The sequence below is a fragment of the Candidatus Nucleicultrix amoebiphila FS5 genome (assembly GCF_002117145.1).
GTDB classification, from domain to species: Bacteria; Pseudomonadota; Alphaproteobacteria; order Caedimonadales; family Nucleicultricaceae; genus Nucleicultrix; species Nucleicultrix amoebiphila.
On the sequence record NZ_CP008743.1, the window covers coordinates 613,105 to 639,658 of the forward strand.

Annotated in this window: 26 protein-coding genes; 12 read left to right on the plus strand and 14 right to left on the minus strand. The window is 36.7% G+C overall.

What is annotated here, in order from left to right:
• Positions 1–81 precede the first annotated feature (81 nt).
• Positions 82–1,659, minus strand: a complete 1,578-nt coding sequence (locus GQ61_RS02950; RefSeq protein WP_085783867.1) for a patatin-like phospholipase family protein — start codon at positions 1,657–1,659, stop codon at positions 82–84.
• Positions 1,660–1,877: 218 nt separating this feature from the next.
• On the opposite strand from GQ61_RS02950, the gene GQ61_RS02955 reads away from it, so the two are divergent.
• The 3 genes from GQ61_RS02955 (at position 1,878) to GQ61_RS02965 (ending at position 3,567) form a co-directional block, all read left to right on the plus strand.
• Positions 1,878–2,132 (plus strand): FAD assembly factor SdhE, encoded by a 255-nt coding sequence (locus GQ61_RS02955; protein WP_085783868.1) that lies wholly within the window; start codon positions 1,878–1,880, stop codon positions 2,130–2,132.
• 87 nt (positions 2,133–2,219) lie between these two features.
• The gene (locus tag GQ61_RS02960; protein WP_198157388.1) at positions 2,220–2,915 is read left to right on the plus strand and encodes a prepilin-type N-terminal cleavage/methylation domain-containing protein; all 696 of its coding nucleotides are present in this window, start codon (positions 2,220–2,222) and stop codon (positions 2,913–2,915) included.
• Entirely contained in the window at positions 2,869–3,567 is a 699-nt protein-coding gene (locus GQ61_RS02965; protein ID WP_198157389.1) for a type II secretion system protein, read from the plus strand. The genes GQ61_RS02960 and GQ61_RS02965 overlap by 47 nt, the downstream gene beginning before the upstream one ends.
• On the opposite strand, the gene GQ61_RS09245 is transcribed toward GQ61_RS02965, so the two are convergent.
• From GQ61_RS09245 to GQ61_RS02990, 5 genes are all read right to left on the minus strand, one after another.
• Positions 3,564–3,833, minus strand: coding sequence for a hypothetical protein (locus tag GQ61_RS09245; RefSeq protein ID WP_198157390.1), 270 nt, complete (start codon positions 3,831–3,833; stop codon positions 3,564–3,566). The genes GQ61_RS02965 and GQ61_RS09245 overlap by 4 nt on opposite strands.
• Before the next feature lie 89 nt (positions 3,834–3,922).
• Entirely contained in the window at positions 3,923–4,432 is a 510-nt protein-coding gene (locus GQ61_RS02975; protein WP_085783872.1) for a hypothetical protein, read from the minus strand.
• Positions 4,422–5,723 (minus strand): hypothetical protein, encoded by a 1,302-nt coding sequence (locus GQ61_RS02980; RefSeq protein ID WP_085783873.1) that lies wholly within the window; start codon positions 5,721–5,723, stop codon positions 4,422–4,424. Before GQ61_RS02980 ends, GQ61_RS02975 begins: the two co-directional genes overlap by 11 nt.
• A complete protein-coding gene (locus GQ61_RS02985) occupies positions 5,720–6,925 on the minus strand; it encodes a type II secretion system F family protein (RefSeq protein ID WP_198157391.1) in 1,206 nt (401 codons plus the stop codon). The genes GQ61_RS02980 and GQ61_RS02985 overlap by 4 nt, the downstream gene beginning before the upstream one ends.
• Positions 6,897–8,600 carry a GspE/PulE family protein gene (locus GQ61_RS02990; protein WP_085783875.1) on the minus strand — a complete coding sequence of 568 codons (1,704 nt, stop codon included), beginning with the start codon at positions 8,598–8,600 and terminating at the stop codon, positions 6,897–6,899. Before GQ61_RS02990 ends, GQ61_RS02985 begins: the two co-directional genes overlap by 29 nt.
• 151 nt (positions 8,601–8,751) lie before the next feature.
• Here GQ61_RS02990 and GQ61_RS02995 point away from each other — a divergent pair, with 151 nt between their 5' ends.
• Both GQ61_RS02995 and GQ61_RS03000 read left to right on the plus strand, forming a co-directional pair.
• On the plus strand, positions 8,752–9,144 hold the full coding sequence (locus tag GQ61_RS02995; RefSeq protein WP_085783877.1) for a response regulator: 393 nt from the start codon (positions 8,752–8,754) through the stop codon (positions 9,142–9,144).
• Positions 9,134–10,924 (plus strand): diguanylate cyclase, encoded by a 1,791-nt coding sequence (locus GQ61_RS03000; RefSeq protein ID WP_085783878.1) that lies wholly within the window; start codon positions 9,134–9,136, stop codon positions 10,922–10,924. The genes GQ61_RS02995 and GQ61_RS03000 overlap by 11 nt, the downstream gene beginning before the upstream one ends.
• 5 nt (positions 10,925–10,929) lie before the next feature.
• Here GQ61_RS03000 and GQ61_RS03005 read toward each other — a convergent pair whose 3' ends face one another.
• Positions 10,930–12,207 (minus strand): MFS transporter, encoded by a 1,278-nt coding sequence (locus GQ61_RS03005; protein WP_085783879.1) that lies wholly within the window; start codon positions 12,205–12,207, stop codon positions 10,930–10,932.
• 321 nt (positions 12,208–12,528) lie between these two features.
• Between GQ61_RS03005 and GQ61_RS03010 the strand changes: the two genes are divergently transcribed.
• The 3 genes from GQ61_RS03010 (at position 12,529) to GQ61_RS03020 (ending at position 15,510) form a co-directional block, all read left to right on the plus strand.
• On the plus strand, positions 12,529–12,831 hold the full coding sequence (locus tag GQ61_RS03010) for a co-chaperone GroES (RefSeq protein WP_085783880.1): 303 nt from the start codon (positions 12,529–12,531) through the stop codon (positions 12,829–12,831).
• 26 nt (positions 12,832–12,857) lie between these two features.
• Complete coding sequence (gene groL, locus GQ61_RS03015; RefSeq protein ID WP_085783881.1) at positions 12,858–14,507, plus strand: chaperonin GroEL; 1,650 nt, start codon at positions 12,858–12,860, stop codon at positions 14,505–14,507.
• Positions 14,508–14,745: 238 nt separating this feature from the next.
• Positions 14,746–15,510: an SDR family NAD(P)-dependent oxidoreductase gene (locus GQ61_RS03020; RefSeq protein WP_198157392.1), complete on the plus strand. Its 765-nt coding sequence runs from the start codon at positions 14,746–14,748 to the stop codon at positions 15,508–15,510.
• A gap of 28 nt (positions 15,511–15,538) precedes the next feature.
• Here GQ61_RS03020 and GQ61_RS03025 read toward each other — a convergent pair whose 3' ends face one another.
• Both GQ61_RS03025 and GQ61_RS03030 read right to left on the minus strand, forming a co-directional pair.
• The gene (locus GQ61_RS03025; protein ID WP_157111126.1) at positions 15,539–16,207 is read right to left on the minus strand and encodes a hypothetical protein; all 669 of its coding nucleotides are present in this window, start codon (positions 16,205–16,207) and stop codon (positions 15,539–15,541) included.
• An 82-nt stretch (positions 16,208–16,289) separates the two neighbouring features.
• On the minus strand, positions 16,290–17,066 hold the full coding sequence (locus GQ61_RS03030) for a sulfite exporter TauE/SafE family protein (protein WP_085783886.1): 777 nt from the start codon (positions 17,064–17,066) through the stop codon (positions 16,290–16,292).
• 83 nt (positions 17,067–17,149) lie between these two features.
• Between GQ61_RS03030 and GQ61_RS03035 the strand changes: the two genes are divergently transcribed.
• Positions 17,150–17,725 (plus strand): phospholipase D family nuclease, encoded by a 576-nt coding sequence (locus tag GQ61_RS03035; protein WP_085783887.1) that lies wholly within the window; start codon positions 17,150–17,152, stop codon positions 17,723–17,725.
• On the opposite strand, the gene mgtA is transcribed toward GQ61_RS03035, so the two are convergent.
• Both mgtA and GQ61_RS03045 read right to left on the minus strand, forming a co-directional pair.
• Positions 17,722–20,388 carry a magnesium-translocating P-type ATPase gene (gene mgtA / locus GQ61_RS03040; RefSeq protein WP_408606993.1) on the minus strand — a complete coding sequence of 889 codons (2,667 nt, stop codon included), beginning with the start codon at positions 20,386–20,388 and terminating at the stop codon, positions 17,722–17,724. The two genes, GQ61_RS03035 and mgtA, sit on opposite strands and share 4 nt — an antisense overlap.
• Before the next feature lie 78 nt (positions 20,389–20,466).
• Positions 20,467–21,285 (minus strand): MBL fold metallo-hydrolase, encoded by an 819-nt coding sequence (locus tag GQ61_RS03045; RefSeq protein WP_085783890.1) that lies wholly within the window; start codon positions 21,283–21,285, stop codon positions 20,467–20,469.
• A gap of 116 nt (positions 21,286–21,401) precedes the next feature.
• Here GQ61_RS03045 and GQ61_RS03050 point away from each other — a divergent pair, with 116 nt between their 5' ends.
• Positions 21,402–21,806 carry a response regulator gene (locus GQ61_RS03050; protein ID WP_085783892.1) on the plus strand — a complete coding sequence of 135 codons (405 nt, stop codon included), beginning with the start codon at positions 21,402–21,404 and terminating at the stop codon, positions 21,804–21,806.
• Between the two features lie 99 nt (positions 21,807–21,905).
• Here the strand turns inward: GQ61_RS03050 and GQ61_RS03055 are convergent, their stop codons facing one another.
• Positions 21,906–22,328 (minus strand): hypothetical protein, encoded by a 423-nt coding sequence (locus GQ61_RS03055; protein ID WP_085783893.1) that lies wholly within the window; start codon positions 22,326–22,328, stop codon positions 21,906–21,908.
• Between the two features lie 160 nt (positions 22,329–22,488).
• Here GQ61_RS03055 and GQ61_RS03060 point away from each other — a divergent pair, with 160 nt between their 5' ends.
• Positions 22,489–23,520, plus strand: coding sequence for a patatin-like phospholipase family protein (locus GQ61_RS03060; protein WP_085783895.1), 1,032 nt, complete (start codon positions 22,489–22,491; stop codon positions 23,518–23,520).
• 5 nt (positions 23,521–23,525) lie between these two features.
• Here GQ61_RS03060 and GQ61_RS03065 read toward each other — a convergent pair whose 3' ends face one another.
• Both GQ61_RS03065 and GQ61_RS03070 read right to left on the minus strand, forming a co-directional pair.
• Entirely contained in the window at positions 23,526–24,428 is a 903-nt protein-coding gene (locus GQ61_RS03065) for a DMT family transporter (RefSeq protein WP_198157393.1), read from the minus strand.
• 87 nt (positions 24,429–24,515) lie between these two features.
• Entirely contained in the window at positions 24,516–25,532 is a 1,017-nt protein-coding gene (locus GQ61_RS03070) for a hypothetical protein (protein ID WP_085783898.1), read from the minus strand.
• A 182-nt stretch (positions 25,533–25,714) separates the two neighbouring features.
• On the opposite strand from GQ61_RS03070, the gene GQ61_RS03075 reads away from it, so the two are divergent.
• On the plus strand, positions 25,715–26,548 hold the full coding sequence (locus GQ61_RS03075) for a cupin domain-containing protein (protein ID WP_085783899.1): 834 nt from the start codon (positions 25,715–25,717) through the stop codon (positions 26,546–26,548).
• Positions 26,549–26,554 lie beyond the last annotated feature (6 nt).

Below are 26,554 nucleotides of genomic sequence, written 5' to 3' on the forward strand. Positions count from 1 at the left end.
AGTGGGTGTTTGGCTAGAAAAAAATGCTCAGAAATAAAGCAAAACTAGCCTTATAGAAAAATAAGGCTAGTTTTAAAACCTTTATTTTTTTTCCAAGCCTTCCTCAACATCCTGTGCATCACTTGAAGAAGAAGATCTAATTTGCTGTAAAAGCGCAGGATTGAACTTTCGTGGACTCCCTAAGCTTGGCAACATACTTTTTGTTGAACTTCGCCTAAACTCAACCAATCTTGGAAGCTTTCTTTTTATCTCACTATCATCCCCTAGCTCTTGAAAAAAAGGCTCAGATTCAGAAACACTTCTTTGATGCATATATTCGATTTTCTCTTCATCTCCCTGTCTTGAAGGAGTTGATTCATGCATCTTTCTTCTAGGTACAAGACCTGTTTTTACCCCAGAATTATGTGATGAACCTAACTCTAAGTGACTCAATCTCTCTGACAGTGCGTCCATCTCTTCCTGTCTTTTCAAAGCTGCAAGTCTGTTAATTTCTTTGATTGATGGCCTTTTCCTAAGCTCTTTAACAATTTCATTAAATTCTGATTCATGCTCCCGATAGTAAGCTTCTGCATGAATAAGCAACTGACGCATGTTCTCAGGACTAGCATTATCAAGATCACTGTTTTCTGGAGGAAGAATGGGATTAAATCGATGATAACGCGTGCGATAAAATCCTGTATCTGACTCTTCAGGAGGTAAAAGTTCTCTCAACTGGTAATCAACAACTTGACTAGCTCCATTCATCGTTATGTCTAGGGTAGGTTTTAGCCAAAATAATCCTCCTTTATTTTTGATTTGAGAATATGACATTGTTTTTTGTACTTTTCCTGTTCCTAAACTAATAACAAGCCAATCAAGCACATCTGGATAACGTTTGCGCGCTTCAACCAACGCAGAGGCCGTTATATTGTTTGCCACATTACCGCCATCAATCCCTTCAACAATTCTGCCACCAATTGATTGAATTTGAGCAGGAGGAAAATATGTTTGTGCGGCCGAAGTTAACCTTGCGACATCCATGGAGTAAAAATCAAATTCACCGTATTTTGATGGATCTTTAGCAGTTGCGCTTTTAAAGAATACAGGTTCTCCACGACTTGTGTCATACCCAGCCACAATAACATTTCCTATTGAGTCCGAGAGTTTAGCATCGCCAAATTGTTCTCTTAACACCCATTCAATTCCACTGGCAGGATATATATTTGTTCTTAATCCACCAATTGATGTCACGGAGTTATAAATTGATTTAGGAAAAATTGTTGTCGCTTCTTGTTGCACAAGTTTTATAAGATCTTCAGGAGTTTTTTCAGGTTGTGACGCATCTTCTTTACTCGGTTTATTCAGACCAAGAACTGTAATCCCTCCAATTGAAGTCCCTCCCCATACATTCACCTTGTCAACCAGCGAAACACCTAATTTTTTCTGCAGCATATGAAGGAAATAGAGGGGTATAATTCCTCTCGTCCCTCCGCCGTCGACTGTAATAATCACCCCTTTTAAAAGAGGATGTAGATCGAAAACACTCTCTTTCTTTCCCTCTCGACTATCTTCAGATGAAACAGAAGATGAACTATATTCTGATTTCGAAGCATAGGAATTTGTACTATTTAATGAGATTAACAATATAACGTAAATAAATATATTGAATGTTTTAAGCATTTTTCAATCCTCCATAATACACAATACCGATGATAGAGATTGATAATTTAATATAAGTTTACATATTACTTACTTTTTACTTAGCAATAGTGAAAAAAATATTTCATTCGATGTAAATCGATTGTTTTTATTTAAAATATTTTTTATCCAACAACTTTGACTTGCATGTATATATTAAGCTACCTAAATTTTTCTTAATCACTACTCGGGAAAAACTCATGAATTTAAAAAAGCTTCGCTATAAAGCCTTTTATCGCAGCACACGTGAAGCTGATTTTTTGTTTCGGTCCTTTTTTGAAAAAGAGGTGCCCAATCTTTCAACGATTGAAATCGATGCGCTAACAAAGCTCCTTGATTCTGAGGATCCTGAAATCTTTGATTGGATTAATGACTTTTCTCAGCCACCTTCTGAATTTACTCATATCATTCGAAAACTCCAAATTTTCATAAAGATTCGCCCCCCTAATTCTTAATTTTTTATTTTTTTTCATTGACTGCCAACTTGATATATGTAACATTAATTGCACGCATGATTCAAGCTAAGCATGGGAGGCTTCATCTTGCGAATATATAAAAATCAACAAGGCTTTAACCTTATTGAATTGTCAATCGTGCTGGCTATTATTGGGCTTATTCTAGGCGGTATTATTAAAGGACAAGAGCTTCTTGAAAGTGCTCGCCTAAAATCTGTACTAACACAAGTCAATAGCTATCGTCTTGCGGTGAACATTTTCTATGAAAAGTACGACTCCTTACCAGGTGACTTTCATCTGGCGCAGAGCCAAATTGATCCTTCTCTTAAAAATGGAAATAACAACGGTTTCATTGAAGGTCCTGGATTAGCCGGGTCAGGTAGTCATTATAATCATGAAGCACTCTCTTTTTGGTCGCATCTTTCTGCCGCTGGTTTAATTTCTAGTGCGGGTCTTTTACCATCTAATGGCATCGCCCGTTTTAATCAGGGAGCACCGAGCGCTAAAACAGGTGGAGGCTTTACTGTACAGTATAAACCCACAGAAGATATGGACGGACATTGGTTTTTATTAGGGGCTGAAAATGGTCTCCATGGAAACGGGGGCGTCCTTACTCCTCTACAAGCCATGAGCTTAGATAAAAAAGCTGACAATGGCGATCCCACTTCAGGACGTATTAGAGCAAAGAATGGTGATGGATATCCAGAAAATGCGTGTGTTCATCGAGGACAGTATAATGTTAAAAACACTGAAAAATGCTGCATTCTGTATTTTCAATTTTAAAAAACTACGTTCTACTCAAGATGGATTTTCTCTCATTGAAATCGCTATTGCTCTTGCAATCATGGGAATTTTAGCTTCCTTCACTTTGCCCTTGCTTACTCTTCAACTTGAGACAAGACGGTATAAAAAAACTCTAGATCATCTAGAAATTGTTATGGTCAGTTTAGCTGCTTATTTATTAAGAAATGGGCATCTTCCCTGCCCTGCTTCAGACATTTTTGGTAAAGCACTTAAAATTTGTGACTCATCCAAGCTCTTCATAGGTTATGTCCCTTACCATAGCTTAGGTATTTCTCTGATCTTTGCAAATGATGGATTTTATAAACCAATACTCTATGCTGTAGAGCCCAATCTCACTCAAACAAACAAGCTTCAAGGTCAACAGGAAAGAAGCCTTCTGAATTATTGCACAACAACAGGTCAAACGCTGAAAATTTTTGATGAAAAAAATGAAAGCATTGTAGATCTTCATAAGGGCTTTATCGCCGTCGTTCTTGAAGCGCCGCAAAAATCGCAAAAGAACCTTGAAAATTCCTCTCCTCACTTTGTTCAAACAAAGATTAAAGAACTGGAATCTTCCATCGTCAAATGGACATCTAGAGATCAACTCATCAGTCACTATGGAAAATTCCCTTGCCGTCTTAAAGATTAATCACATAGACATTGAGATCTACTCTGAAAAGTTATTCTATTTTTGGAACAATAGACTTCCCCTGGAGAAAGTTTGATGAAGTGACGGTATCCTTCTATGAGCCATATCAATTCAATCTCCGCTAAATTAATTTTTTGTATTTTTACTCCCTCAAAATTCTCTTTTTTTGAATAACGTTTATTATTCATCCAAATCACCCAGTTTTCTTCGTTAAGATAGCTTATTCCTTGTAACTCTAAAACGCTCTTTTCCTCAGTGATCTCCACTTCCTCTTCAAAGAATAAACTAAAATCCCATAACTTCTCTTCAGCATAGCAACGTTCTATCAACAAAAAAAAGAATATTAAAAATCTCCCTATGATGACCTCCAACGAATAATATGGACTTTTATATTACCGCTGACTATTTCATCTTCATCAATCGAGTCTCGTTTAAAATCTAATACATCAAGCCAAACATACAAAAGACTGGAATTCTCTAAAGCATAGACAAAACAGTAAAGAGCTCTATCATGATGTGCTTTAACACTCACTTCAACCCTCTGCAGGGTATAATTTTGTTCAAAATAAGAGGTGTTAAAATCAGCATTTATGCTGCTTACACCACATGATTGAGCATAGTTTTTCATATGATCGAACAAGACTTCTCTCGAAATCTCTTTTCCCATAAATTTTGCAAAATCTTTCTTCGCTTTATGATTTTGAAATTTTTGAAATGCTAATTCAGCGTCTATTTTTATTTGACTAATGTTATGAGTCTTTAAGTTCTCATGGAACTTAGATAGTAAATTTCTCTTATAGTAATTAAGACCAGCAGTCAAAATCATGCTAAACCATAAATAAATCACTATAGTTTTAATCTTCATGCACTCTCTTTTTCATAAGCAACGTATAATCTTGGAAATGCGATTCATTTTCTTCATTCATATGCCATTGAAAGGTTTTATTGACTTCTTCAGTTTGAGAATAAAAATCGAAAAAATTATTTTTTAGATAAGTATTAAGTTCTTTGATTTGTTTAGAGTGTGACTTAAATTTAAGCATCAACTTACATTCTTGTGTTTTGTTATTGAATGAAAGTGGATAACTCCAGGATACCTGATCGAAAAGAATGCTTCCATTTCTCTTCAAAGCAAGTTTACTGAGATAAAATAGGGGATTGAGCTTTGCTTTATGAATTCTTAAAAAATCTTGCATCTGCTTAACTGAGGTTAATGAGTTTTCATTGATATGTATTGGTGGTTTAAAAAATTGAGACAAAGCTTTATTGAGATTATAAATTTCATAACTCTGCATTAGATTGAAAAAAAGAAAGAAACTCACCCCAAACAAAATGAGACTCATTTTAATTCTCATGATGAGTTGTTGCCGGCTGACCTCTTGCAGTGCCTTAGATCTAATTTTTGCTCTTGAGAGCCTTCTTTTATGAAAGAGACGTATACAATAATATTCAAAATTTTCATGGTAGGGATTAGAGATTTGAAAATAACCATCTTGAGTAAACATGGATTGCCATTCCCAATTCTCCATATTTTTATCTCTAAAAATTAAAATGTCCAACTTGTTATCAAGAGCAAAATGCCTTTTAAGGAAATTTATTGCTGCTTTTACTTCGTTCTTAAAAGTAGCAATAGAAAGATAGTCTTTAACCGGAATGATACGCGTGTACTTTGTTTTTTGATCATTCACATAGATCATTTTAAGAAAAAAGGTCTCAACTCTGTAAAACAAAAGATAGCAATTGGAAGAGTTAACCATCGAGATAATCTGAGGGATTTCCAAAGGAATTGAATAAATACCACTGATAGTTTGATATTTTTTAATCAGTTGCTCTACATTATATTGTATAGAATCAAAGCCTTCAATATGAACGCCATTAAATTGACGAAATTGCAGTCTCTTGCCACCAACCCCTTCTTCAGACCTTGATAGAAACATAAGTTTTTTTATTAGAATTTGATGTTGATCCCAATATGAACATTGAGGCAATACACCACTGAAAAAACTTTGTTTTGACACATTCACATAAACATTTAACTTTCCCTTCTGAGGAGTAAAATGTTCTAAAGTTTGCAAAGTTTTAATGGTCACCAATTTATTTCGTTGCCACGTTAACAAGCACATACTGTCATCATTGATGATCAAATCTTGCTTCATAACGTCTGCTCTACCATTAAAAGATTATCATACAAAGGCAATATAAATGACCAAACAATCCACAAGATAAAAGCACCAAGAATCAATAAAAATAATGGCTCAAGGTAAATTTTAAGAGATAACAACTGACGCTCAAAAATATTTCTATAATACTGATTGATCTGAAACAATGATTGTAAAATTTGCCCCGTTTCTTCACCCAATTGAATAATTTTTAAAACATATAAAGGAAAAAGATCTGAAGCTTTTAACGCCTCATAAAAGCTTGTTCCTCCTTCTAATTTCTCGACAATCTGCAATGCACAGTTTTTAACATAAGTATTCCGGATCACATGAACAGCTTCCCTCATGCTGGCATTCAAAGTCAAATGCCCTTGAATAAAAACCTCAAGAGCTAAAAAATATGAAGCGCTAGAAATACTTTTATAGAATGCTCCTACAAGCGGTATTTTAAGTGAATGCTGAGCCATAGCCTTACGTATTTTTGGGCTAAACCTGCCCAACATGGGAAAAATTATGCCACACAAAAGAAATAAACTTCCAACTAAGAATATGTTACCGACAATAAACTCATAGATCTTTGTCAAAACAGATGCCTTAAAAGAAATGTCTTTTTGAAGTGTGCTTGAGATTTGAATAAGCTCAGGTACAACCTTGTTCATTAAGACAACAACCACGCAGATAATAAGAATAAGTAAAACCAAAGGATAACGAATAGATTGATAGACAATGTCTCGCATCCTCATCTTTTCATTCAAATATTCCTCGATCAATAAGAATGCCCTCTCAAGATCACCCGTTTGTTCTGCACCACGTATAAGACCTAAAATTAATGAATCAAAAAATGGTAGATAGCGCACAAAAGACTGATAAAGTGAAACTCCGTCCTTAAGACCTGCAATAATATTTAAAGAAAGAGCCTTGAGATGTCTTGAAGTGCCTTCACTGCAGAGAATTTTAAAAACCGTTAAGATCGAAATTTTGGCAGCTAATAAAAGTCTTAATTTAAAAAAATAATCTCTTTGTTCTTCAAGGCTAGGCTTTGCAAAACTTAAGAAATTCATATGAGGTTGGAATCTAAAACGGATGAGATGATGTCCTAGTTCATCTAGTAAGGCCGAAAGTAAAATATCATTGGCAACGAAGATATAGCTTCTATATTTTTTGGATTTTTCATCTATCGCCGAATAATAAATCCACATGTAAATCCTCCAGACCAAAAATACGCTTAACTTCCTCTGCACCCACCATGCCATTTTGAATTAGTTTTTGTGCATGCTCTTGAAAACTATTGTATTTTTTTAATTTTAGAATATTTCTTAGTAAAGATAATGGTGAGTCTGAAAGAAACGCCTCTTCAAACTCTTGATCTAGTATAATAATATCCGCAAGAGCTTTCCTTCCCTGTGATCCCAAGTATGAGCATTCCTCACATCCTTCTGCCCAATAATAATCTAAGTCTCTGCTTCCTTTACGTTTTTGTTTACAACGTAAACATAGAAGACGCACCAAACGCTGAGAAACAACAGCTAAGAGATTACTCGGGAATAGACTTGATTTGATTCCTAAATCCATGAGCCTATGGATGACCCCTAAGCCATTCTGAGCATGCAAAGTTGTGAGAACAAGATGTCCCGTCATTGATGCTCGAAAAGCCATTTGAGCAGTTTCTTCATCTCTAATTTCACCAATTAAAATAACATCGGGATCCTGTCGAAGAATGGATTTTATTCCTTCTGCCATAGACATCCCTAATTTTTTTTGAATTGATGTTTGATGAATTTTTGAAATTCTATATTCGATAGGATCTTCAAGAGTAAAGATATTTTTATGTGTGCCTTTTAATTCTTCAACTAAAGAAAAAAGTGTCGTTGTCTTTCCGCAACCGGTAGGTCCGCAAAATACAATCATCCCCTGAGGTTTTTGTATAAGATTCAAAAGAATCTTCAGTTGCTTTTCTTCCAATCCTAAATCACTCAATGATTTTACACCATAGTAACGGTCCAACACTCGAATTACAATATTTTCACCATATTGTGTTGGATGAGTTGCAAGACGAAAATAAACCTCCCTTCCCTTGATAAAACAATGAAAGCTGCCAGCTTGAAATCTCCTTGTTTCCACAATGTCCAATCCAGACATAATTTTTAATCGCGCAACAATTCTCGACCAGTGTACTGCATGAAAACAGCATAGAGATTGCAAAATCCCATCGATTCTATAACGTACTTGAATTAAATTTTTTTCAGGACTCAGATGAATATCTGAAGCTCTTCTTTTAACAGCATCAACTAGAACAATGTTAAGGAAATTATTGATTGACGGCTCTTCAACGTTAGTTTCATTATTGCCTTTTAGGTTTTTTTCCAGAGATTCAAGTATCTTTTCTAACGTCCAAGGATAACCATAATAGCGGTCTATCGCCGCCATCAACACACTCTCTTCAGCAATACATTTTTTATAATGTCCAATTTTAGGAAAATGTTCCTTTAAGCAATCTAAAGCCCTTAAATCAAATGGATCGACCATTGCTACAACCATGGTATTATAAGAAAAGCTGAGGGGTATTACGTAAAATCTTTCAGCAAGTGCTCTGGGAAATTTATTGAGTAAGCTTTGGTCAATGAGATACTTTTCTGGGTAAAAAATTTCATAACCAAGATGTTCTTCGATGATTTGGTTAATAGCAGTTTCAGTGATAAATCCAAACTCAACACAGAGCTTTTCGATTGTTTTGCCACTGCTCTTTCTTTCTCTTTCCACCACTTTTTTTTGGTCAAGTGAAATGAGTCCTCTTTTCTCTAAAAGGTCATCGATATTTATTAGAAGTTCAACCTTCTTAGCAATTCCTTCTAAGCTGGCTAAGTCAGATTTCAAAATTGCCCCCCCTTATTAATCTTAATATATCATATATACATATTAATTTTAGATATTTTTTTTATAGCTTATTTAGAAGTTTTTTACCATCGTTGTTTTAGAATCTAATTTTGATAGAATGTAATTAGCTAAAAACCTTGGAGATCTCTTAGTGGTTAAGATTTTGTTGGTCGAAGACAATGAAATTAATAGTGATATGCTCTCAAGACGTCTTACTAAGCGTAATTATGAAGTTATTCTTGCCCAAGATGGTGATGAAGGCATTCTAAAAGCTCAGCAATATAGACCAGACATAATTTTGATGGACTTGTCTTTACCTAAAATTGATGGTTGGGAAGCCACTAAAAGGATTAAAGATGATCCTAACACATGCAACATCCCAATTATTGCGCTAACAGCACATGCAATGGGCGAAGATAAAGATAAGGCTCTTCTTGCCGGTTGCGATGAGTACGAAACAAAGCCTATTGAGATTGAACGCCTCATTGCCAAAATAGAGATCTTCTTAAGAAATGTAAGGAAAGTTAATTCAAATGGAAGTTAACCCAACCATTTCCAAGGAAAATCAATCCAAACAGTCTCATCATAATGAAGCATTCATGAGAGAAACAGAATATATTCTGCATACAATGCAGGAATCTCTCTCTAACATTCCTGCTTCTGATTATAAGCAGTTTTTAAAAGACTATTCAGTCATTAAAAAGGCTCTCTCTGATTTTTATGAACAAAGAGACGCCCTCAAAAATAAAATTCAAAAAAAGAGCATTACGATTGATGAATGGTCAACCATAAGACACGATTTAAGAGCAATTGTGTCAAACATCAAAGGTTATAGTGAACTTATCCTCGAAGAATTAGCGCAATCTAATGATTCATTAACATCATCTCTTGGACATCTAATTTCAGGTTCTGAAGAGCTCTTATCATTAATTGCTGTCCTTGGGGTTAAAAGAGAAGCTCTCACTCAAACAACAGATTACTACTTAAGCCAAACCTCTCATCCCGTTGGCACTATATTAATTGTTGATGATAGTGAAGAGAAAAGAGAAAACCTTGCCAGACGTCTTAAACAAGCAGGTCATAAAGTCATTTTTGCTAATAATGGGCATCAAACATTTGATATTCTCTCCGATCAACTCGTAGATTTAATTCTTTTAGACATACTCATGCCCGATGTTTCAGGGTTCGAAGTTCTGAAATATCTTAAAGGTAAGATGCAAACTCAAATGATACCTGTTGTCGTTGTTTCAAGTCTTGACGACATCAACGGAGTAATTGAATGCATTAAGGCTGGTGCTGACGACTACTTAACTATGCCTATAAACACAACATTGATGTATGCGCGCGTACATGCATGCCTTGATAAGAAGAATCTAAGAGACCGAGAACAACATGCCGCACAACAACTCGCTAATGAGCGTCAACGTTTGGTTGCAGCTATTGAAAGTATTGATGATGGTTTTGCTATCTTTGATGCTGATGACAGATTGATCGAATGTAATTCTGTCCTCAAAAAACTTTTCCCTTCTATTGATCATCTTGGGGGAGCAGGATTTACTTTTAAGGACTTTATAAAGAAAAACATTGAAAACAAGATCTATCAAGAGGATCGTCGTCAAAATCTTGATTCTATACATACTAATCATCCTTTAACTTCTTCGTTAGAAGAGATTGTAAAATTCCATAACAATCCTGGCTTGCCCTATGAACACCTTTTAAAAAATGGCACATGGATTGAGGTAATAGAAAATAAAATTCCTGGAGGAGGAGTTGTCTCACTTTTTAAGGACATAACAGATCGTAAAGCTCGTGAAGAACGAATGAAACATTTAGCCGATCACGATTCATTAACTGGTCTGATTAATCGTTCTGCATTCACGAGAGCATTGGATAATCTTATGACTGCAGATCATAACCATGAGTTAGTCTACACGCTTTTTTATTTTGATTTAGATGGGTTTAAAGAAGTAAATGATACTTTTGGTCACGAAGTAGGAGATGAAGTCCTCATTAAGCTTGCGCATAATCTAAAAGCAGCGCTCCGCAAAGAAGACATTGTCGCGCGCTTGGGGGGAGACGAATTTTGTATCGCTCTGATTGGAAAAATTAATAATCAAAAAATGAAGGAAGTAGCTGATAAAATAAATGATATTGCCGGTACATCTATTGATTACAATAATAAGTCTGTTCCATTTGGAGTTAGCATTGGCGTGGTCATTTATCCCAATGATGGTGACACTATTGACAAACTTTTAACAAAAGCTGACCAGGCGATGTATATTTCAAAAAAATCCGGCAAAAGAACCTATACTTTTGCCACCTAAATAATCTACTTTGCTCTTAATGACTGAGGATGTGTTTCCTGAATAAATCGCAACAAAATAACTGCGACCAATGTGCTCAGAGGAACTGTTATTAATGCAATCTTAAAATTTTCGACACTATAAATTGGCGCACCGTTATACATCTGCCCATTCCAAAGTTTTTGTAGAATCCAGCCAATCAAAGGTTCAAAAATCACTCCACTAATCATTACCACCATATTAGTAAAACCAACGGCTACTCCACTCGCACTTAAAGGAATTATTTCACACACCGAGGCAAAGCAAAGCACTTGCCCAGTAAATAGAAATCCTGCAAAAAACAGCAGCACATACATGAGTGGAAAAGGTATATTCGGAAAATATATAACGATGGAATACAATAGAGTAATAGCAGCAGCACCAATCATCATAGGCGTTTTTCTTTTCTTAAGATAATCTGAGAGCCATGTCATAACTGGTCCACCTAAAGCAGCTCCCATAAAAATCATAGAGGTTTGGGATGCCGCTAACTCTTTATCAATCTCATAAAGACGCGTGATATATGGGATGCCCCACAGATCTGCAAAAGCTGATAAGGGGACATACATCAAAGATCCATAAAATGCTAAAAGCCACACTTGCTGATTAACAACTACTGTTCTTAAATTGATAATCGCTCGAGAAAGAATTGTTTGGTCTTGTATATTCTTGAGCTCATCGACATGATGATTTTCACGATCTCTCACAAAAACCCATATCCCTAGACTTAAAAAAACACCAATAATAGCCACAATGTAAAGTGCGGATCTCCATCCCACATGATCAATAAGAATTGCTAACGGGGCTCCTGCAGATGTAGCACCTAAAAAACCCAAAAACATTGTGAAACCTGCAGCTAAACCAATATGTCTTAGGGGAAACCACAAGGTAGCAAGTTTAAGTGTCCCAATAAAAGCACACGCAGATCCTGCTCCCATTAAGAGCCTACCTAAAGAAGCGGTACCAATCCCCATAGATGAAGCAAAAACAAGGCCTCCTAACGTACATAAACAACACGAAAGAGTTAGTAGGCGTCGCGGACCATAAAGATCCAACATCATTCCAATAGGAATTTGCATCGCAGCATAAGCAAAATAATAAAAGGAAGATAATATGCCTAAAGCATAACTTTGAATACCAAAAGTCTCCATTAAGTCGTCTGTCATAACGCTTGGTGAAACTCTAAAAAAGAACTGATAGAAATAAAAACTCGCCCCAAAAATCCAAATTAACAAAGGACGAAAGCCCACTTTTGAAGGACTCATAAGATTATACTTTCGATAAAAAGATTCATTGGCTTACAAAAATTAACCACAACTTTGCACTATTTCCTAAATTACTCAACCCAAAATGTCAAAAAATAAACAATCTGTCTATTTCCAGCTGTAGTGCATTACTTGTTAGAAAAGAGCAGGCAATTTTAAGCCTCTCTTAAACTAGAATCTTTGAACTGCTAGAAATATCTTGACATATTTTTCAAATATTTGTATTAGTTTTAGCACTCTCTCAGTGAAAGTGCTAACTTGGGTTTTCACCGTCGAGAGACTCTTTAGTCGTTTGAATGATAAAGAAACATGGAGTAAATAATGAAATTTAGACCTTTACATGACCGAGTCCTGGTCAGACGCATCGAACAAGAATCCAAGACATCAGGTGGTATTATCATCCCCGATAGCGCAAAAGAAAAGCCTATCGAAGGTGAAGTCCTAGCAGTTGGTCCTGGTGCCCGCAATGAAGCTGGCCAATTGACACCTCTCGAAGTCAAAGTTGGTGACCGCATTGTTTTCGGCAAATGGTCCGGAACAGAAGTAAAAATTGACGGCGAAGAGCTTTTGATTTTGAAAGAATCCGATATCTTCGGAATCGTTTCAAACAAAAAAGCTGCCTAATCTAATTCTTTGACAGGAGATATATTATGAGTGCAAAAGACGTAAAGTTTTCGGCTGACGCCCGCAACCGGATGTTAAAAGGTGTCGATATTTTGGCCAATGCAGTTAAAGTAACCCTTGGACCAAAAGGTCGTAACGTAGTTATTTCAAAAAGCTTTGGCGCACCACGTATCACTAAAGACGGTGTTACGGTTGCTAAAGAAGTTGAATTGGAAAATAAATTTGAGAACATGGGCGCCCAAATGGTGCGCGAAGTTGCAAGCAAAACTAATGATGTTGCTGGTGACGGAACAACCACAGCAACTGTACTAGCTCAAGCTATCGTTCGTGAAGGCATTAAGTCCGTTGCTGCTGGAATGAACCCTATGGATCTTAAGCGTGGAGTTGATCTTGCCGTTACTAAAGTTGTTGAACAAATAAAAGGCAGCGCACAAAAGGTTTCCACAAGCGAGAAAATCGCACAAGTAGCAACTATTTCTGCAAATGGTGAAGTTGAAATCGGACAAATCATTGCAGAAGCTATGGAAAAGGTTGGTAAAGAAGGTGTCATAACTGTTGAAGAAGCAAAGTCCATCAATACTGAATTAGATGTTGTTGAAGGCATGGAATTCGACCGTGGATATATTTCTCCTTACTTCGTTACCAATTCAGAAAAAATGATTGTAGAACTAGAAAATCCCTTCATTCTCATTCACGAAAAGAAACTGACTGGTCTTCAAGCCATGCTACCAGTGCTTGAGCAAGTTGTACAATCCGGTCGTCCTCTGTTGATCATTGCTGAAGATGTTGAAGGCGAAGCCCTTGCAACTCTCGTCGTGAACAAGCTTCGTGGTGGTTTGAAAGTTGCTGCCGTAAAGGCTCCTGGCTTTGGTGATCGCCGTAAGGCTATGCTTGAAGACATTGCTATCCTAACAAATAGTCAAGTTGTTTCCGAAGAACTCGGTATTAAACTTGAGACTGTAAACCTTGAGATGTTGGGAACTGCAAAGAAAGTGGTAATTTCAAAAGAAAACACCACTGTTATCAATGGAGCCGGTAAGAAGACTGATATTGAAGCACGTTGCAACCAAATTCGCGCTCAAATTGAAGAAACAACTTCAGATTATGACCGTGAAAAACTGCAGGAACGCTTGGCAAAACTTTCAGGTGGTGTTGCAGTGATCCACGTAGGTGGCGCAACAGAAGTTGAAGTGAAAGAGCGTAAAGATCGTGTAGAAGATGCAATCAACGCAACTCGCGCAGCTGTTGAAGAAGGTATCGTTGCAGGTGGCGGAGCAGCACTTCTCTATGCTATTAGCTCACTCAAAGACACAAAACCACAAAACGACGATCAACGAGTTGGTGTAGATATCATCCGTCGTTGTTTACAAGCTCCAATTCGTCAAATCGTTGAAAATGCTGGAGAAGATGGTGCAGTAATTGCTGGTAAGCTTCTTGAGAAAAATGATCCTAACCAAGGATATGATGCTCAAAATGGTGAATATTGCGACATGATAAAACGCGGGATCATTGATCCAGCTAAGGTTGTACGTAGTGCTTTGCAAGATGCAGCTTCGGTTGCTGGTCTTCTTATCACCACTGAAGCCATGATCGCTGACCTCCCAGATAAAAAAGATCCCGCTCCAATGCCCGATATGGGTGGCATGGGCGGTGGCATGGGCGGCATGGGCTTCTAATACCTCAAACCCTATCTAACGTTAAAAAGAAAGGGCTGTGTAACAACAGCCCTTTTTTTGTAGCGTGTTTATGTCGCTTCTCTCGTCTACTCATTCAAATTGACTCTTATTTTGGGATAAATTATGTCTTTATCTCATCATAAATTATTAGAAAGAAAGCATAATGTTCATAAAAATATTTTCAATTTTCTCCTTGTTACTCGTGACTTTTTTCTCTCAAGCAATCTGTGACAACCGCTTGAACAATAAAATTGCCATTATCACTGGAGCCAGTAAAGGGATTGGACGTAGCATTGCTAAAGTCTTTGCTGCCGAAGGAGCAAATGTGATTCTCGTCAGCAGGACTGAAAAAGATCTTAAAAATGTTGTTGATGAAATTACAAAATCGGGGGGTAAAGCTAGCTATATTGTTGCTGATATAACGAAGCCTGAAAATATGGAAAGAATGGCTCAAATGACGTTAAAAATGCATAATCGTATTGATATACTGATTCACAATGCTGCAGGTATTTATCCCCCCTCTCGCATCGACGTCATGTCCAAAGAAGAATGGCATGAAGTTATTAAAACAAATCTCAATGGTGCATTTTATGCCGTAAAAGCTGTTATTCCCGCTATGAAGAATCAACAATATGGTCGTATCGTTTTCACGTCATCGATATCAGGACCACGTGTTGGATTGCCAACAAAATCCCATTATACAGCTTCTAAAAGCGGCATGAATGGTTTCATGAAAACCATTGCTATTGAGCTTGCCAAATACAAAATTACTGTTAACGCTGTTGAACCTGGCAATATAATGACAGAAGGCATGAAGGTTAACAGTACTAAAGTTATTGAAGAGCGTACAAAACCCATTCCCATGGGACGTCTGGGGACTCCAGAAGAAACTGCCTATGCTCACTTATTCTTGGCGTCTGATGAGGCTCGATATATCACAGGTCAATCTATTATCGTCGATGGCGGACAAACGCTCCCTGAGACCCACTACGGAGAATATTAACAAAGGAGAAAGAGTAGCAGAATTACTGCTACTTGCCTCTGTAGTTAAGAATTTCTTCCCAAGCTTGGTTAAAAGTAGAAGAGCTAGTTGCTGCAGCATGTCTTGTTACAATAATTGCGTTATGTTTTGACAAAAGTTCCAAGTCTTTTTCTGGACGAAGTTTAGCGAAAGCTGGGTAAATATTCACGAGAGGACCAAGCCCAGTGAGTTTGGCTTCCATATCCACCAAACCTTCTTCATTCATCCTCACAATTAATGTTATAGCGCTTGGTTTTGAAGGTTCTTCAAAATCAAACATAAAAGCATCCAATTTAGTGAGCAATCTACGTGGTTTTGGCACTCCCACTTGCTCATCTTTGGGACAAACTTCTAAGGCCACACAAATAGCAGTTGTGGGAATAGCTGGAACTTCACTAACAATTTCATCCACATCTAAATCTAAATTTAGCTCACGCTCTACATTAAAAGCAAATTTGTGCCGTTTATCGTTATCCCAAGTAAAACTACTCACTGTTGCAATAACTTTAGTCAAATCATATTCAATGCCTTCTCCACTAAAGAAAGAATAGTGATCTCTTAAAGAAAATCCCTTATGGTCAATTGTTTGTTTAATACGAACCGTTATATCTGAAGCAAAAACATCGCCAATAGCAATCAACAAAAATATAAAAGAAAAAAACACTATACGCTTTATCATTTTACCCTCACTTGTATTATCCACCCCTTAATCCATAGGTAACCCATTGTTTAAATTTAATGATTAATTATAAGTTAATACCTTATGAAATAAGTCCAAGTGTAAGTGCCAATCCTAAAAAATATAATATGACGATCACGAGCATGTGAATAAGATCAATTGTAATTTTTTTTAATAAAACGTTTCCTAAAAGAGCTCCCAGAAAAGCTGCAAAAATTGCCACTCCCATGTATGACCAATTATTGGCATCTGAAAACAAAAACTCAAGAGACAAACCATAAATACTCAAACGTGCCATATCAACAAAGATAGCGATAGCAGAATTGGTCGCAATAAATTGTTCTTTCTTAAGCCCCACTTGAACTAGGTATGCACTTCGAAAAGCTCCTTGTTGACCTACTAAACCACCAAGAAAACCACTTAAAATCCCTCCTAAGATAGCCCACTTAATTCTAAAAAATGATCCTTTCACAGCTAATAGACCAATCGTAGCAAATATCATCAGCAAAACACCAGCTACCATATTCACAGGCTTTATCACAAAAATAACATTAAACATCTTATAAGTGATTAAAGAGGGAAGTTGAGCAAGATAGTTAAGTAAGTAAGCTCCTGGTATAGCAGCGCCTACCGCAGATAAACCAAAACGTTGCACCACCTTCCACTCCACATTCTTCCATAACAACCCTGTCTTAAACAGATTGTGCAGCAAATGGACCAGAGCCGTCATAGCAATAGCTGCAGGAACAGTAAAAAATAAAGCAAAGAATGGCATAAGGATTGTACCTAAACCAAACCCTGAAAAAAATGTCAGCAACGATGACACAAAAGAACTACAAGCAATTACCAAATAGATCATTTTACTCCCTATCACCACCTATTGTGAAATCTTTATCAAAAAGTTATAAGCGATTTATTATGAAGTAGATTATTGTAGATCTTATGTATAAAAAAATCACGCATTTACCAATTTCTAAAACAACAATCGCAGCAGCCCTACTTATGGGAATGGTTTCAGGCTATACTGCTCATGAATTTTTGCATCCACATTGGCAGGAATCCTCTAATTCAAATGCCAAAATTAGTGCCTGCTTCACACCTCAAGAAAATTGCACTCAACTTATTATTGAGGCAATAAACAATGCTAAATCATCCATTTTCGTTCAAGCTTACTCTTTTACTTCCAAACCTATTGCTCGTGCATTAATCGAAGCTAAAGAGCAAGGAAAAACGGTAGCTCTACTCTTTGATAGAAGTCAATTGAAAGACATGCATTCTATGCTTTTTGAACTTCAAAAATCTGGCTTAAAAGTTTCTTTCGACGACGTCCCAGGAATTGCTCATAATAAAGTCATGATTATTGATCAACGTTTTGTAATCACAGGATCGTTCAATTGGACAAAGGCAGCACAAAGTCGTAATGCTGAAAATGTATTATTCATAAATGATCCACAGATTACAAAACTATACATGCAAAACTGGGAATTAAGATCTCAGCAAGCATGGAGAATCAATTAAAGCCACTCATGAAAACGCCGAATATACCATACTTTAACAAACTGAGTGAGAGTACAATAAGCGGTCAGAATTCCTACTAGCCAAACAAAATATTCTGCGGGTAATGGCACAAATTTGACGTGCTCTCCTAAGATTGAATAGGGGATATATATTCCAATCATCATAATAATCATTGTCAGTAAAATTACTGGTGTCGATGCCATACTTTGTATAAATGGGATTTTAGGTGTTCTTATCATATGCACAATAAGAGTTTGAGTAAGTAATCCTACAATAAACCAGCCTGATTGGAACAAGGACTGATGGAGCACTGAATTAGCTTTAAATACATTCCACATAACTATGAAAGTTATAATATCAAAAATTGAACTAATGGGCCCTATAAACATCATAAATCGGGCTATCCCACTCGCATCCCATTTGCGTGGCACCTTTAAATATTCTCTGTCGACATTATCCCAAGGAATAACAGTTTGTGAAATATCATAGAGTAAATTTTGGATCAGTAAGTGAATGGGTAACATAGGGAGAAAAGGAAGAAATGCACTAGCCGTAAGAACACTAAAGACATTCCCGAAGTTAGAACTCGCCGTCATTTTGATATATTTTATAATGTTACCAAAAGTCTTCCTTCCTTCTAAAACTCCATCATCAATAACCATAAGGCTTTTATCAAGTAAAATAATATCTGCTGATTCCTTTGCAATATCAACAGCCGTATCTACTGAAATACCTACGTCTGCTTCTCTTAAAGCTGCAGCATCATTAATTCCATCGCCAATATAGCCCACCGTATTGTTTTTCATCTTAAGCGCACGAATGATACGAGACTTCTGCAAAGGAGAAATTTTTGCAAAAACTGTTGTGTTTTCTGCTATGTCTGCAAGCTCAGTGTCGGTCATAGTATCGATATTGTTCCCTAATACAATGTTGTGGCCATTCATTAATCCAACTTCTTTGCATATTTTCTGCGTTACCATTTCATTATCGCCAGTGATTACCTTCACGATAATTCCTTTATGTTGAAGTGCAATAATGGCTTCCTTTGCTGTTGCTTTAGGTGGATCAAGAAACGCAACATACCCAGCTAGAGTCATCTTAGTTTCATCTTCAAAAGTATATTGATACTCCGCAGAAGCAGGCATTGATTTATAGGCTACGGCTAAAACTCTAAGACCATCGGTAGCTAACTCTTCAACCATGTGCTTGGCTTTTTTACGCACATCATCGCTCAATAATTTTGCGACGCCCTGTTCTTCAAAATGAGTGCAAAGTGCCATTACTTCTTCAACTGCTCCCTTACAAATTAGAAGGTGCGTTGTTTCATTCTCTTTCAAAACAATGGACATGCGTCTTCGAGAAAAATCAAAAGGAATTTCGTCAATACGTTCGTAAACATTTTTCAAGTCTTCGTGCTTATGCTCTTTAATATAATCAATAATTGCAAGATCGAGCAAATTTTTAAGACCAGTTTGATAGTGACTATTTAAATATGCATATTTTAGAACGCTTTGATCATGCTTATGCCCATAAACATCTAGATGCCACACAACCACAATCTTGTTTTGTGTCAATGTCCCTGTTTTATCTGTACAAAGAATATTCATAGCGCCAAAATTTTGTATGGAATTTAAGCTTTTTACAATTGTCTTTCTTCGAGACATTGCAACTGCACCCTTAGCTAAATTTGCAGTTACTATCATTGGTAACATTTCAGGAGTTAACCCAACTGCTACAGAGACCGCGAACAAAAGCGAATTTAGCCATTCTTCTTTTGTGATACCATTCAATAAAAAAACAATTGGAACCATCACTAGTATCAATCGAATAATGATCCAACTCACTTTGTTTATACCTATGTCAAAGCTTGTGAGAGGGCGTTGATTAACGATTTTTTTAGCTAAAGATCCAAAATAAGTATGATTTCCTGTATTCACAATAACAGCAGTAGCTGTTCCACTCACAACATCCGTTCCCATTAAGCAGATAGAACTGAGTTCAAATGGATTCAAAGAATCTTTATGCAAGTGATGCTTCAATTGGCTATGCTTTTCAACTGGCAATGATTCGCCTGTTAAGACAGCCTGATTCACGAAAAGATCTTTAGAAATCAATAACCGTACATCAGCTGGAATCATATCGCCTGCAGATAACTTAATGATGTCACCTGGCACAAGGTGAGAAGTAGAAACTTCTTTAGGCTCTGAAAAGTCTTTTCGAACAACTGTTGCAGTTGTTTTTACCATAGCTTTTAGTTTTTCTGCAGCTACAATAGACTTATACTCCTGCCAAAATCGTAACAATGTACTAAGCGCAATCATAATTGAAATCATGATAATAGTGCGCCAGGAGCGGTTTTCAACAGAGGCAAAAATAATATCCGTAATGAGTGAAATCGTCCCCAAAAAAATGAGTATTCCATTGAATGGCGTGATAAAAGATTTAAATAACTGAAAATACCAAGAAGGTATTTTATCTTGTGCGATTTCATTAAGCCCATATTGCTCTAAACGAAACTCTACTTCCTCTGCACTAAGCCCCTCAAAACGTGAATGTAAGGCTGTTAGGCAATGCTGCGCATTGCCATCACAAAGATGTACAAGAATTTGAGAGGCTAATGATTGTATTTCACCTGGCTGAGTTTGGGAATTTTCGGGCACCATCATTTTCAAAAAACGTGCTTTGAGCTTTTCAAAAATCTCCATGAAAGCATTCCTTTGAAATGATTACTGATGCATATTCTAAATCTCTAGATGCATTCCTTGCTTTGCAATAAAAACAAAAGGCCAAATATTTTGAACTTTTTTCTCAAGATCCATAAGAAAATCATCATCATGAGATGGATCGTGATGATACAATGCAAGCTTTTTAGCTCCTGCTCGTTGACATACTTTTATTCCTTGTTCTGGCGTTGAATGCCCCCATCCACGTTTAAGAGGGTATTCTTCTTGAGTAAAAGTTGCATCATAAATAACCAAATCTGCATCTTTAATAAGATCTAGAACATTATTGTCTAGACCAACATCGTAATGCTCTGTATCAGCGATGTAACAGACAACTTTATCATGCGCTTTAATTCTATAACCAAGAGCTCCACCCGGGTGATTAAGATCACCACAAGTGAATTCTAAAGTTTTTGATATTTGGATTCTCTCTTGATGTTTGAGATGATTAAATATCATTTTGGCCTGCATCACAGAAAACGGCACGGGAAATAAAGGTTTTTTAAAAATATCTCCCTCAAGAACATTCTTAATTGTGCTCATCCCTTCCATTTTTCCTCCATAGATATAGAGGGTAAAATTTTTGTTATATGCTGGAGCAAAAAAGGGAAAGCCTGTGATATGATCTAAATGATAGTGGGAAAAGCATAGGCTAGCTTCATGGATAGCATTCTCGATCATCCATCCCCCAAGGTCATAAAGACCTGTTCCCGCATCCAAAATAATGATTTCGTTATCACAATGAATGCTTACACAACTTGAATGTCCGCCAACGTTTTGGTACTTGTGTCCTGAAACGGGGGTAGACCCTCTTACTCCCCAAAAGCGCACTTCCATGGGTTTTATTTCTCCCTATATAGTGTTTCCCCCTTTCTTTATAATGAAGGGGGTGCCCTTTAGATTGAATTATGGTAGCATCTTTTTTAAATTTAATAAAAAATTTTTCGTGAAGTATGGTAAAAATTCTGATTGTCGATGATGAACCGGATCTAGATGTCCTTATTCAACAACGCTTTCGTAATGAAATCGCTGCTGGTCAATACCGTTTTTACTTTGCAAGAGATGGAGAGCATGCACTTAAAGTTGTAGCAAAGCAGCAAGATATTGATATCGTTGCAAGTGATCTCAATATGCCTCAAATGAATGGTTTTGAGCTTTTAAGGATTCTTCATGCAAAACATCCCCATATTCAAACTATGATCGTCTCCGCTTATAGCGATATGGAGAATATTTCTCTCGCTAGTCAATATGGTGCGGCAGTTTTTATCACAAAACCTATTCGATTTGACGACTTTGAAGATAAACTTAAAGAGTTGATTAAAAAGTTAAAGAAATCAGACAGAAAGTTTGCAAAATAATACTGCCCTAAGGCATACCCTAACCAGGAGTTTAGTGCTGATTGGGGTATTTATAAACACTGCGCTTTTTTCTAAAACGATTCTTTTTTACTGGCTTATTCAAAGGGGAAATTTCTGAAAACCAGCCAAAAAATCATTAATGATAGATCCATAACTTACTACGATAGTTGCCGACGGAGTATTGTGATTAAAGTCTAACTCTTCCAATATGATCTCTTGTTTACCGATAGACATAATTCCATGATAACGAATAAAATGAGTTGCAAAATCTACCGGCTCTGAAAATGACTCAAAGGTAACATGAAGCTTTTTAGGTTCAAAAAAATTCTCTGAAATATTCTGTACCCGACTTTCACTAGCAACTCCTGAAATTCTGTCTACTTTCTCCATTTCAAGTATCGCACTAAATTGATGTCCTCTTATTTTAGATATAGCATCCTCATCGAATTGAATATCAATTCCCATAGAATATGCCGATGAGGCAAACGAAAATGATAATAAGAAAGCCAATACCTTGTTCATTAAAAGACTCCATACGGGTGGTTAATATCAATAAAATTAGAAAAATATTATACAATTAAGATAACTATTTTTTCCAGTGAGTAATTTTATGACATTTTAATAAATTATCAATCAAAATCACTTTAAACTGATTATAGGCTTAAATTGATGGAGAAAAATAATGGCAACCCCTAAAAATTCAGAACGAAAAAAAGTATCTTTCGCGCTTCAAGGTGGTGGATCTCACGGTGCTTTCACTTGGGGTGTGCTTGATGCAATCTTTGAAGATGGGCGCATCGACGTTGAAGGAGTTGTCGGCACCAGCGCTGGTGGCATGAATGCGACAGCAACAGCCTACGGTTTTATAAAAGATGGTCCAAACGGCGCACGACAATCTCTAAAAGCTCTATGGGGAGAAATCGGAGAGCAAGGGCGCAAAAGCCCTCTTAAACCCAATCCTATGGATAAGCTGGTTCAAAATTATGATATCAGCGGCACACCTATGTTTAAGATGATGCAATTTGTTTCAGGAGCATTATCTCCTTATCAACTAAACCCCCATGGCGGTCACCCATTGGATCCAGTAGTTTCCAAGTTGTTTGACTTTAAAGTCTTGCAAGGTTCAAAAGATGTCAAACTCTTCCTTTGTGCTACTCATGTAGCTACAGGCAAAGTCAAAGTTTTTACAGGTAAAGAGCTAACAAAAGATGCTGTTCTTGCATCGGCTTGTGTCCCTACTCTCTTTAAAGCCATTGAAATAAACGGTGAATTTTATTGGGATGGGGGATTCATCGCCAATCCTGCAGTGTATCCTTTAATTTATAATTGCGAATCTACAGACATTGTGATTATCCAAATTCGTCGTGTCCATGATCCGATGGTACCTACTACTGTACATGCTATCAATAATCGTTTAGGGGAAATAACCCAGAATTCATGTTTAACGCGCGAAATGCGGGCCATATCATTCGTGACTAAGTTAATTGATGATGGTCTTGTAAAACCTGGGGCTTTAAAAAGACTTCATATTCATATGATTCGTGATGATGCCTTCTTTGGTGGTATTGATCGCGCTAGTGGCTTTTGTGCAGACCCAGACTTTTTAGAATACCTCTACAAAGCAGGTCGACGTTGTGGAAAGAAATGGCTCGAAGATAATTTCGATGCAATTGGTAAAAAGACAAGCGCCAATATAGAATCTGATTTTATGTAAAATTTTTAAGCTACTTGCTTTAAGTTTTTTGCATTTTCTTGGCCCGTCTGACGCTCTTTCAGACGGGTTTGCTTTATGGTGAGAACCAAATTGCATACTACAATAATCAAGCTACCTATAATTGTCTGCAAAGAAGGCCACTCATCAAGAAAAAGAATACCGATTGGAATCGCAAAAACAAAACGAGAATATTCAAATGGCGCCAACACTGAAGGTGTACTATTTTTGAGAGCTTGCAAACTGCAAAAATGGGAAAGGGTTGCCAATGCTCCTAGCCCCATTAATAACATCACATCTTGAAGAGAAGGCGTCGTCCAGAAAAAGAGAGCTACTAAGCTAATAAATGTAAGACTTAAGATGTTTAAGTAGAACATGATTTGAACTGTGCTTTCTGTCGCAGTCAAACGCTTAGCAGTGATGATAGCGCTACTTGCAAATATATTGGCGAAAATAGCGACAACCACACCTATTTCAAAGGGAAAGTTACTAGGATGAACAATTACAAGCACCCCCAGATATCCTAAGATCAAAATTAGCCATTGATCCCATGTCACTATTTCTTTCAAAACAATAATAGCCAAAACCGTTGTAATCAAAGGCGCAGTAAAACCAATAGATGTAGCAAAAGCTAAAGGGAGATTCTGATACGCGTAATAAGTACAAAGCATGGCACTACATGCAAAGAATGCTCTTAAAGCATGAAGTGGTAAGCGTCTCGTCTTTATATCTTGCCACTTTTGGCTGAGAACAAAGGGAGTCAAAAATACCGAACCAAAAATCAAGCGCGTAAAAACAGTGATGACAGTATTTTTAGTTTCTAAAAATTTAGTTAAAGACATAATGATCGTAAAGACCAATGCCCACATCAAAATCCATAGAATGCCTTTAAGATTTTTTCTTAAGACCAACTGTTTTTCCCCATTTTGAGATAATACTATCCCTAACATATAGGGAACTTATTGAAAATATCAATCATTTAGCAGGAAATGCTGTATTTAACCTACTAAACTCCCGTCAGTTCTGTATTGACGAATTTTCACACCCTGGGATTGCAACAGCCTAAGAATACCTGCCTCACCTCCTAAAAGTACAGAGTGTACTGAAAAAAAGCATGGTGCAACCTTATTCTCTAAGATGCTTAGGATATTTTTAGTAAAATACGTCGCTTTAGTTTTTACGGCTTCACCCCCAAACAACGGATTACACATTGGAAAACTTTCAGAGTCTAAGCCTTGACAAAGACCATGAGCATCACCCTTCATATAATTTTGGTTAAAATATTCCAATCTATGAAAGGGATTACTTCCTAAGAGCTTCTTTAGCTCCTCAAAGTCAAATTCATCAATCTTGGTGAGTAAAACAGGATCGATTGTAAATTTAAAAAGCACAGTAGGATGTAAGATATCTGTCTGATCAGGATTAGACATATAAACTGCTTGGATATTAGGTATTTCGTTGGCCGCAATCCTAAAAAGCTCAAGATCCATTTTTGCTTGAGCAAAATTTCTATACATAAAATATTTAAGTATCGTTACCCAAGGTCGTGTCGTTGTCCCGTAACTTGGATCCTGAATTTCAGTACAATACTGACAAAGTTCTCCAAACTTCTCTTGATCAATTTTATCCCACCACTTTTCTTCTGCTCTCAACCATCGAATAGTTTGCATAAATCTCTTCATTGCTGTCTCATCCTGAGTTAACTGAGCTTGCTCATATTCTGCTCTCAATTTTAGGAATCCCTCTTTCTGAGGGCGCTTATCAACGTATTTTCCTTGAGGAATAACATGAAGCTGTGTTTCTGGAATGAAAGAGGCTGAAGTTTTCAATTTACTAATAACAACTGAACTGCCAGGAAGATCGGTCAATTTTAAATCAAAAGTCGTTCCAAATAGCGTTCCTCTATTACCTGCAGAATCCTCTATCTCATAAAGCATTAAATCATTAGCGACACTTGCAAACAAAACACCATGACTCAATAGAAAACACCCTATAATCATAAAAAGTTTTGTCATCGCATAGTCTCCTCAGTTGTGAATGCAATTTCATCATAGGGATAAAATTTAACTTGTCAAAGGGTCGAATTTCAGAAAACGCTTTGATCAGTTGTTTTAAACATAAAGACCTTATAAATCCTTATAGATTTTTTAATTTGACCTTCCTATGATATACACATTATTGAATAAATGAGATTCTTATGAATAATCGAAAAGCAGCCTATTTTGATGCAAGACATCTTTCTCAAGCTTGCAACATTGAAACGATTAATACCAACTTAACGATTTATGAGCTCATCTCTCCTGAAGCTCAGCAACATTGGAAAATTGAGTTATTCGATATTTGTGAAAACGTCTCCTCTCATTATCATAAACTGCAGACTCAAATCATTATAGTACTTGAAGGTCGTGTAAAATTTTTCGGGGAGAATATGGCAGTGATTCTAGGCCCTGGACAATTTATCAGCATTCCGCCTCAAAAAGTGCATGCTATTCATCCTCAAGAACATGTACGATTTCTTGTGATCAATATTCCTGGATTCAATCATCCAGATGATGTTTTCCATGAGTATTACTCTTATACTAAGGCTGAGTCAGCAGCTTTTGTTGTAGCTGATTGGGATAAGAAGACAATCGTTGATCAGCAAACACAAATTGCTCCCCAACTGATAGAAACGCTCAAAACTCTTCCAGAAATTCCTCAAGAATATTACATCTTTCGCATAGACGAATCTGGTTATACTGTTTTTACTTTAGCATCCGATCCCAGCATGGATTGCAAATGGAGCATCGCTATTCTTGATATTGTTGATGCGCCAAAGCATTTTCATAAAACAGGAACAGAGTACTTTCTAGTTTTAAATGGAGAGTTAAGCATTGAATCTGATGGGGTTCTATATCTTCTTCAAGCTGGTCAATCTATTCATCTTGGAGCTAATGTTGTGCACCATCTTCAATCAACTCATTCTTCACCTGTACGTGTCCTGTGCATCAACTATCCAGCTTTTGACCCTAAAGATTTTTATCCTGTGTAAATTTAA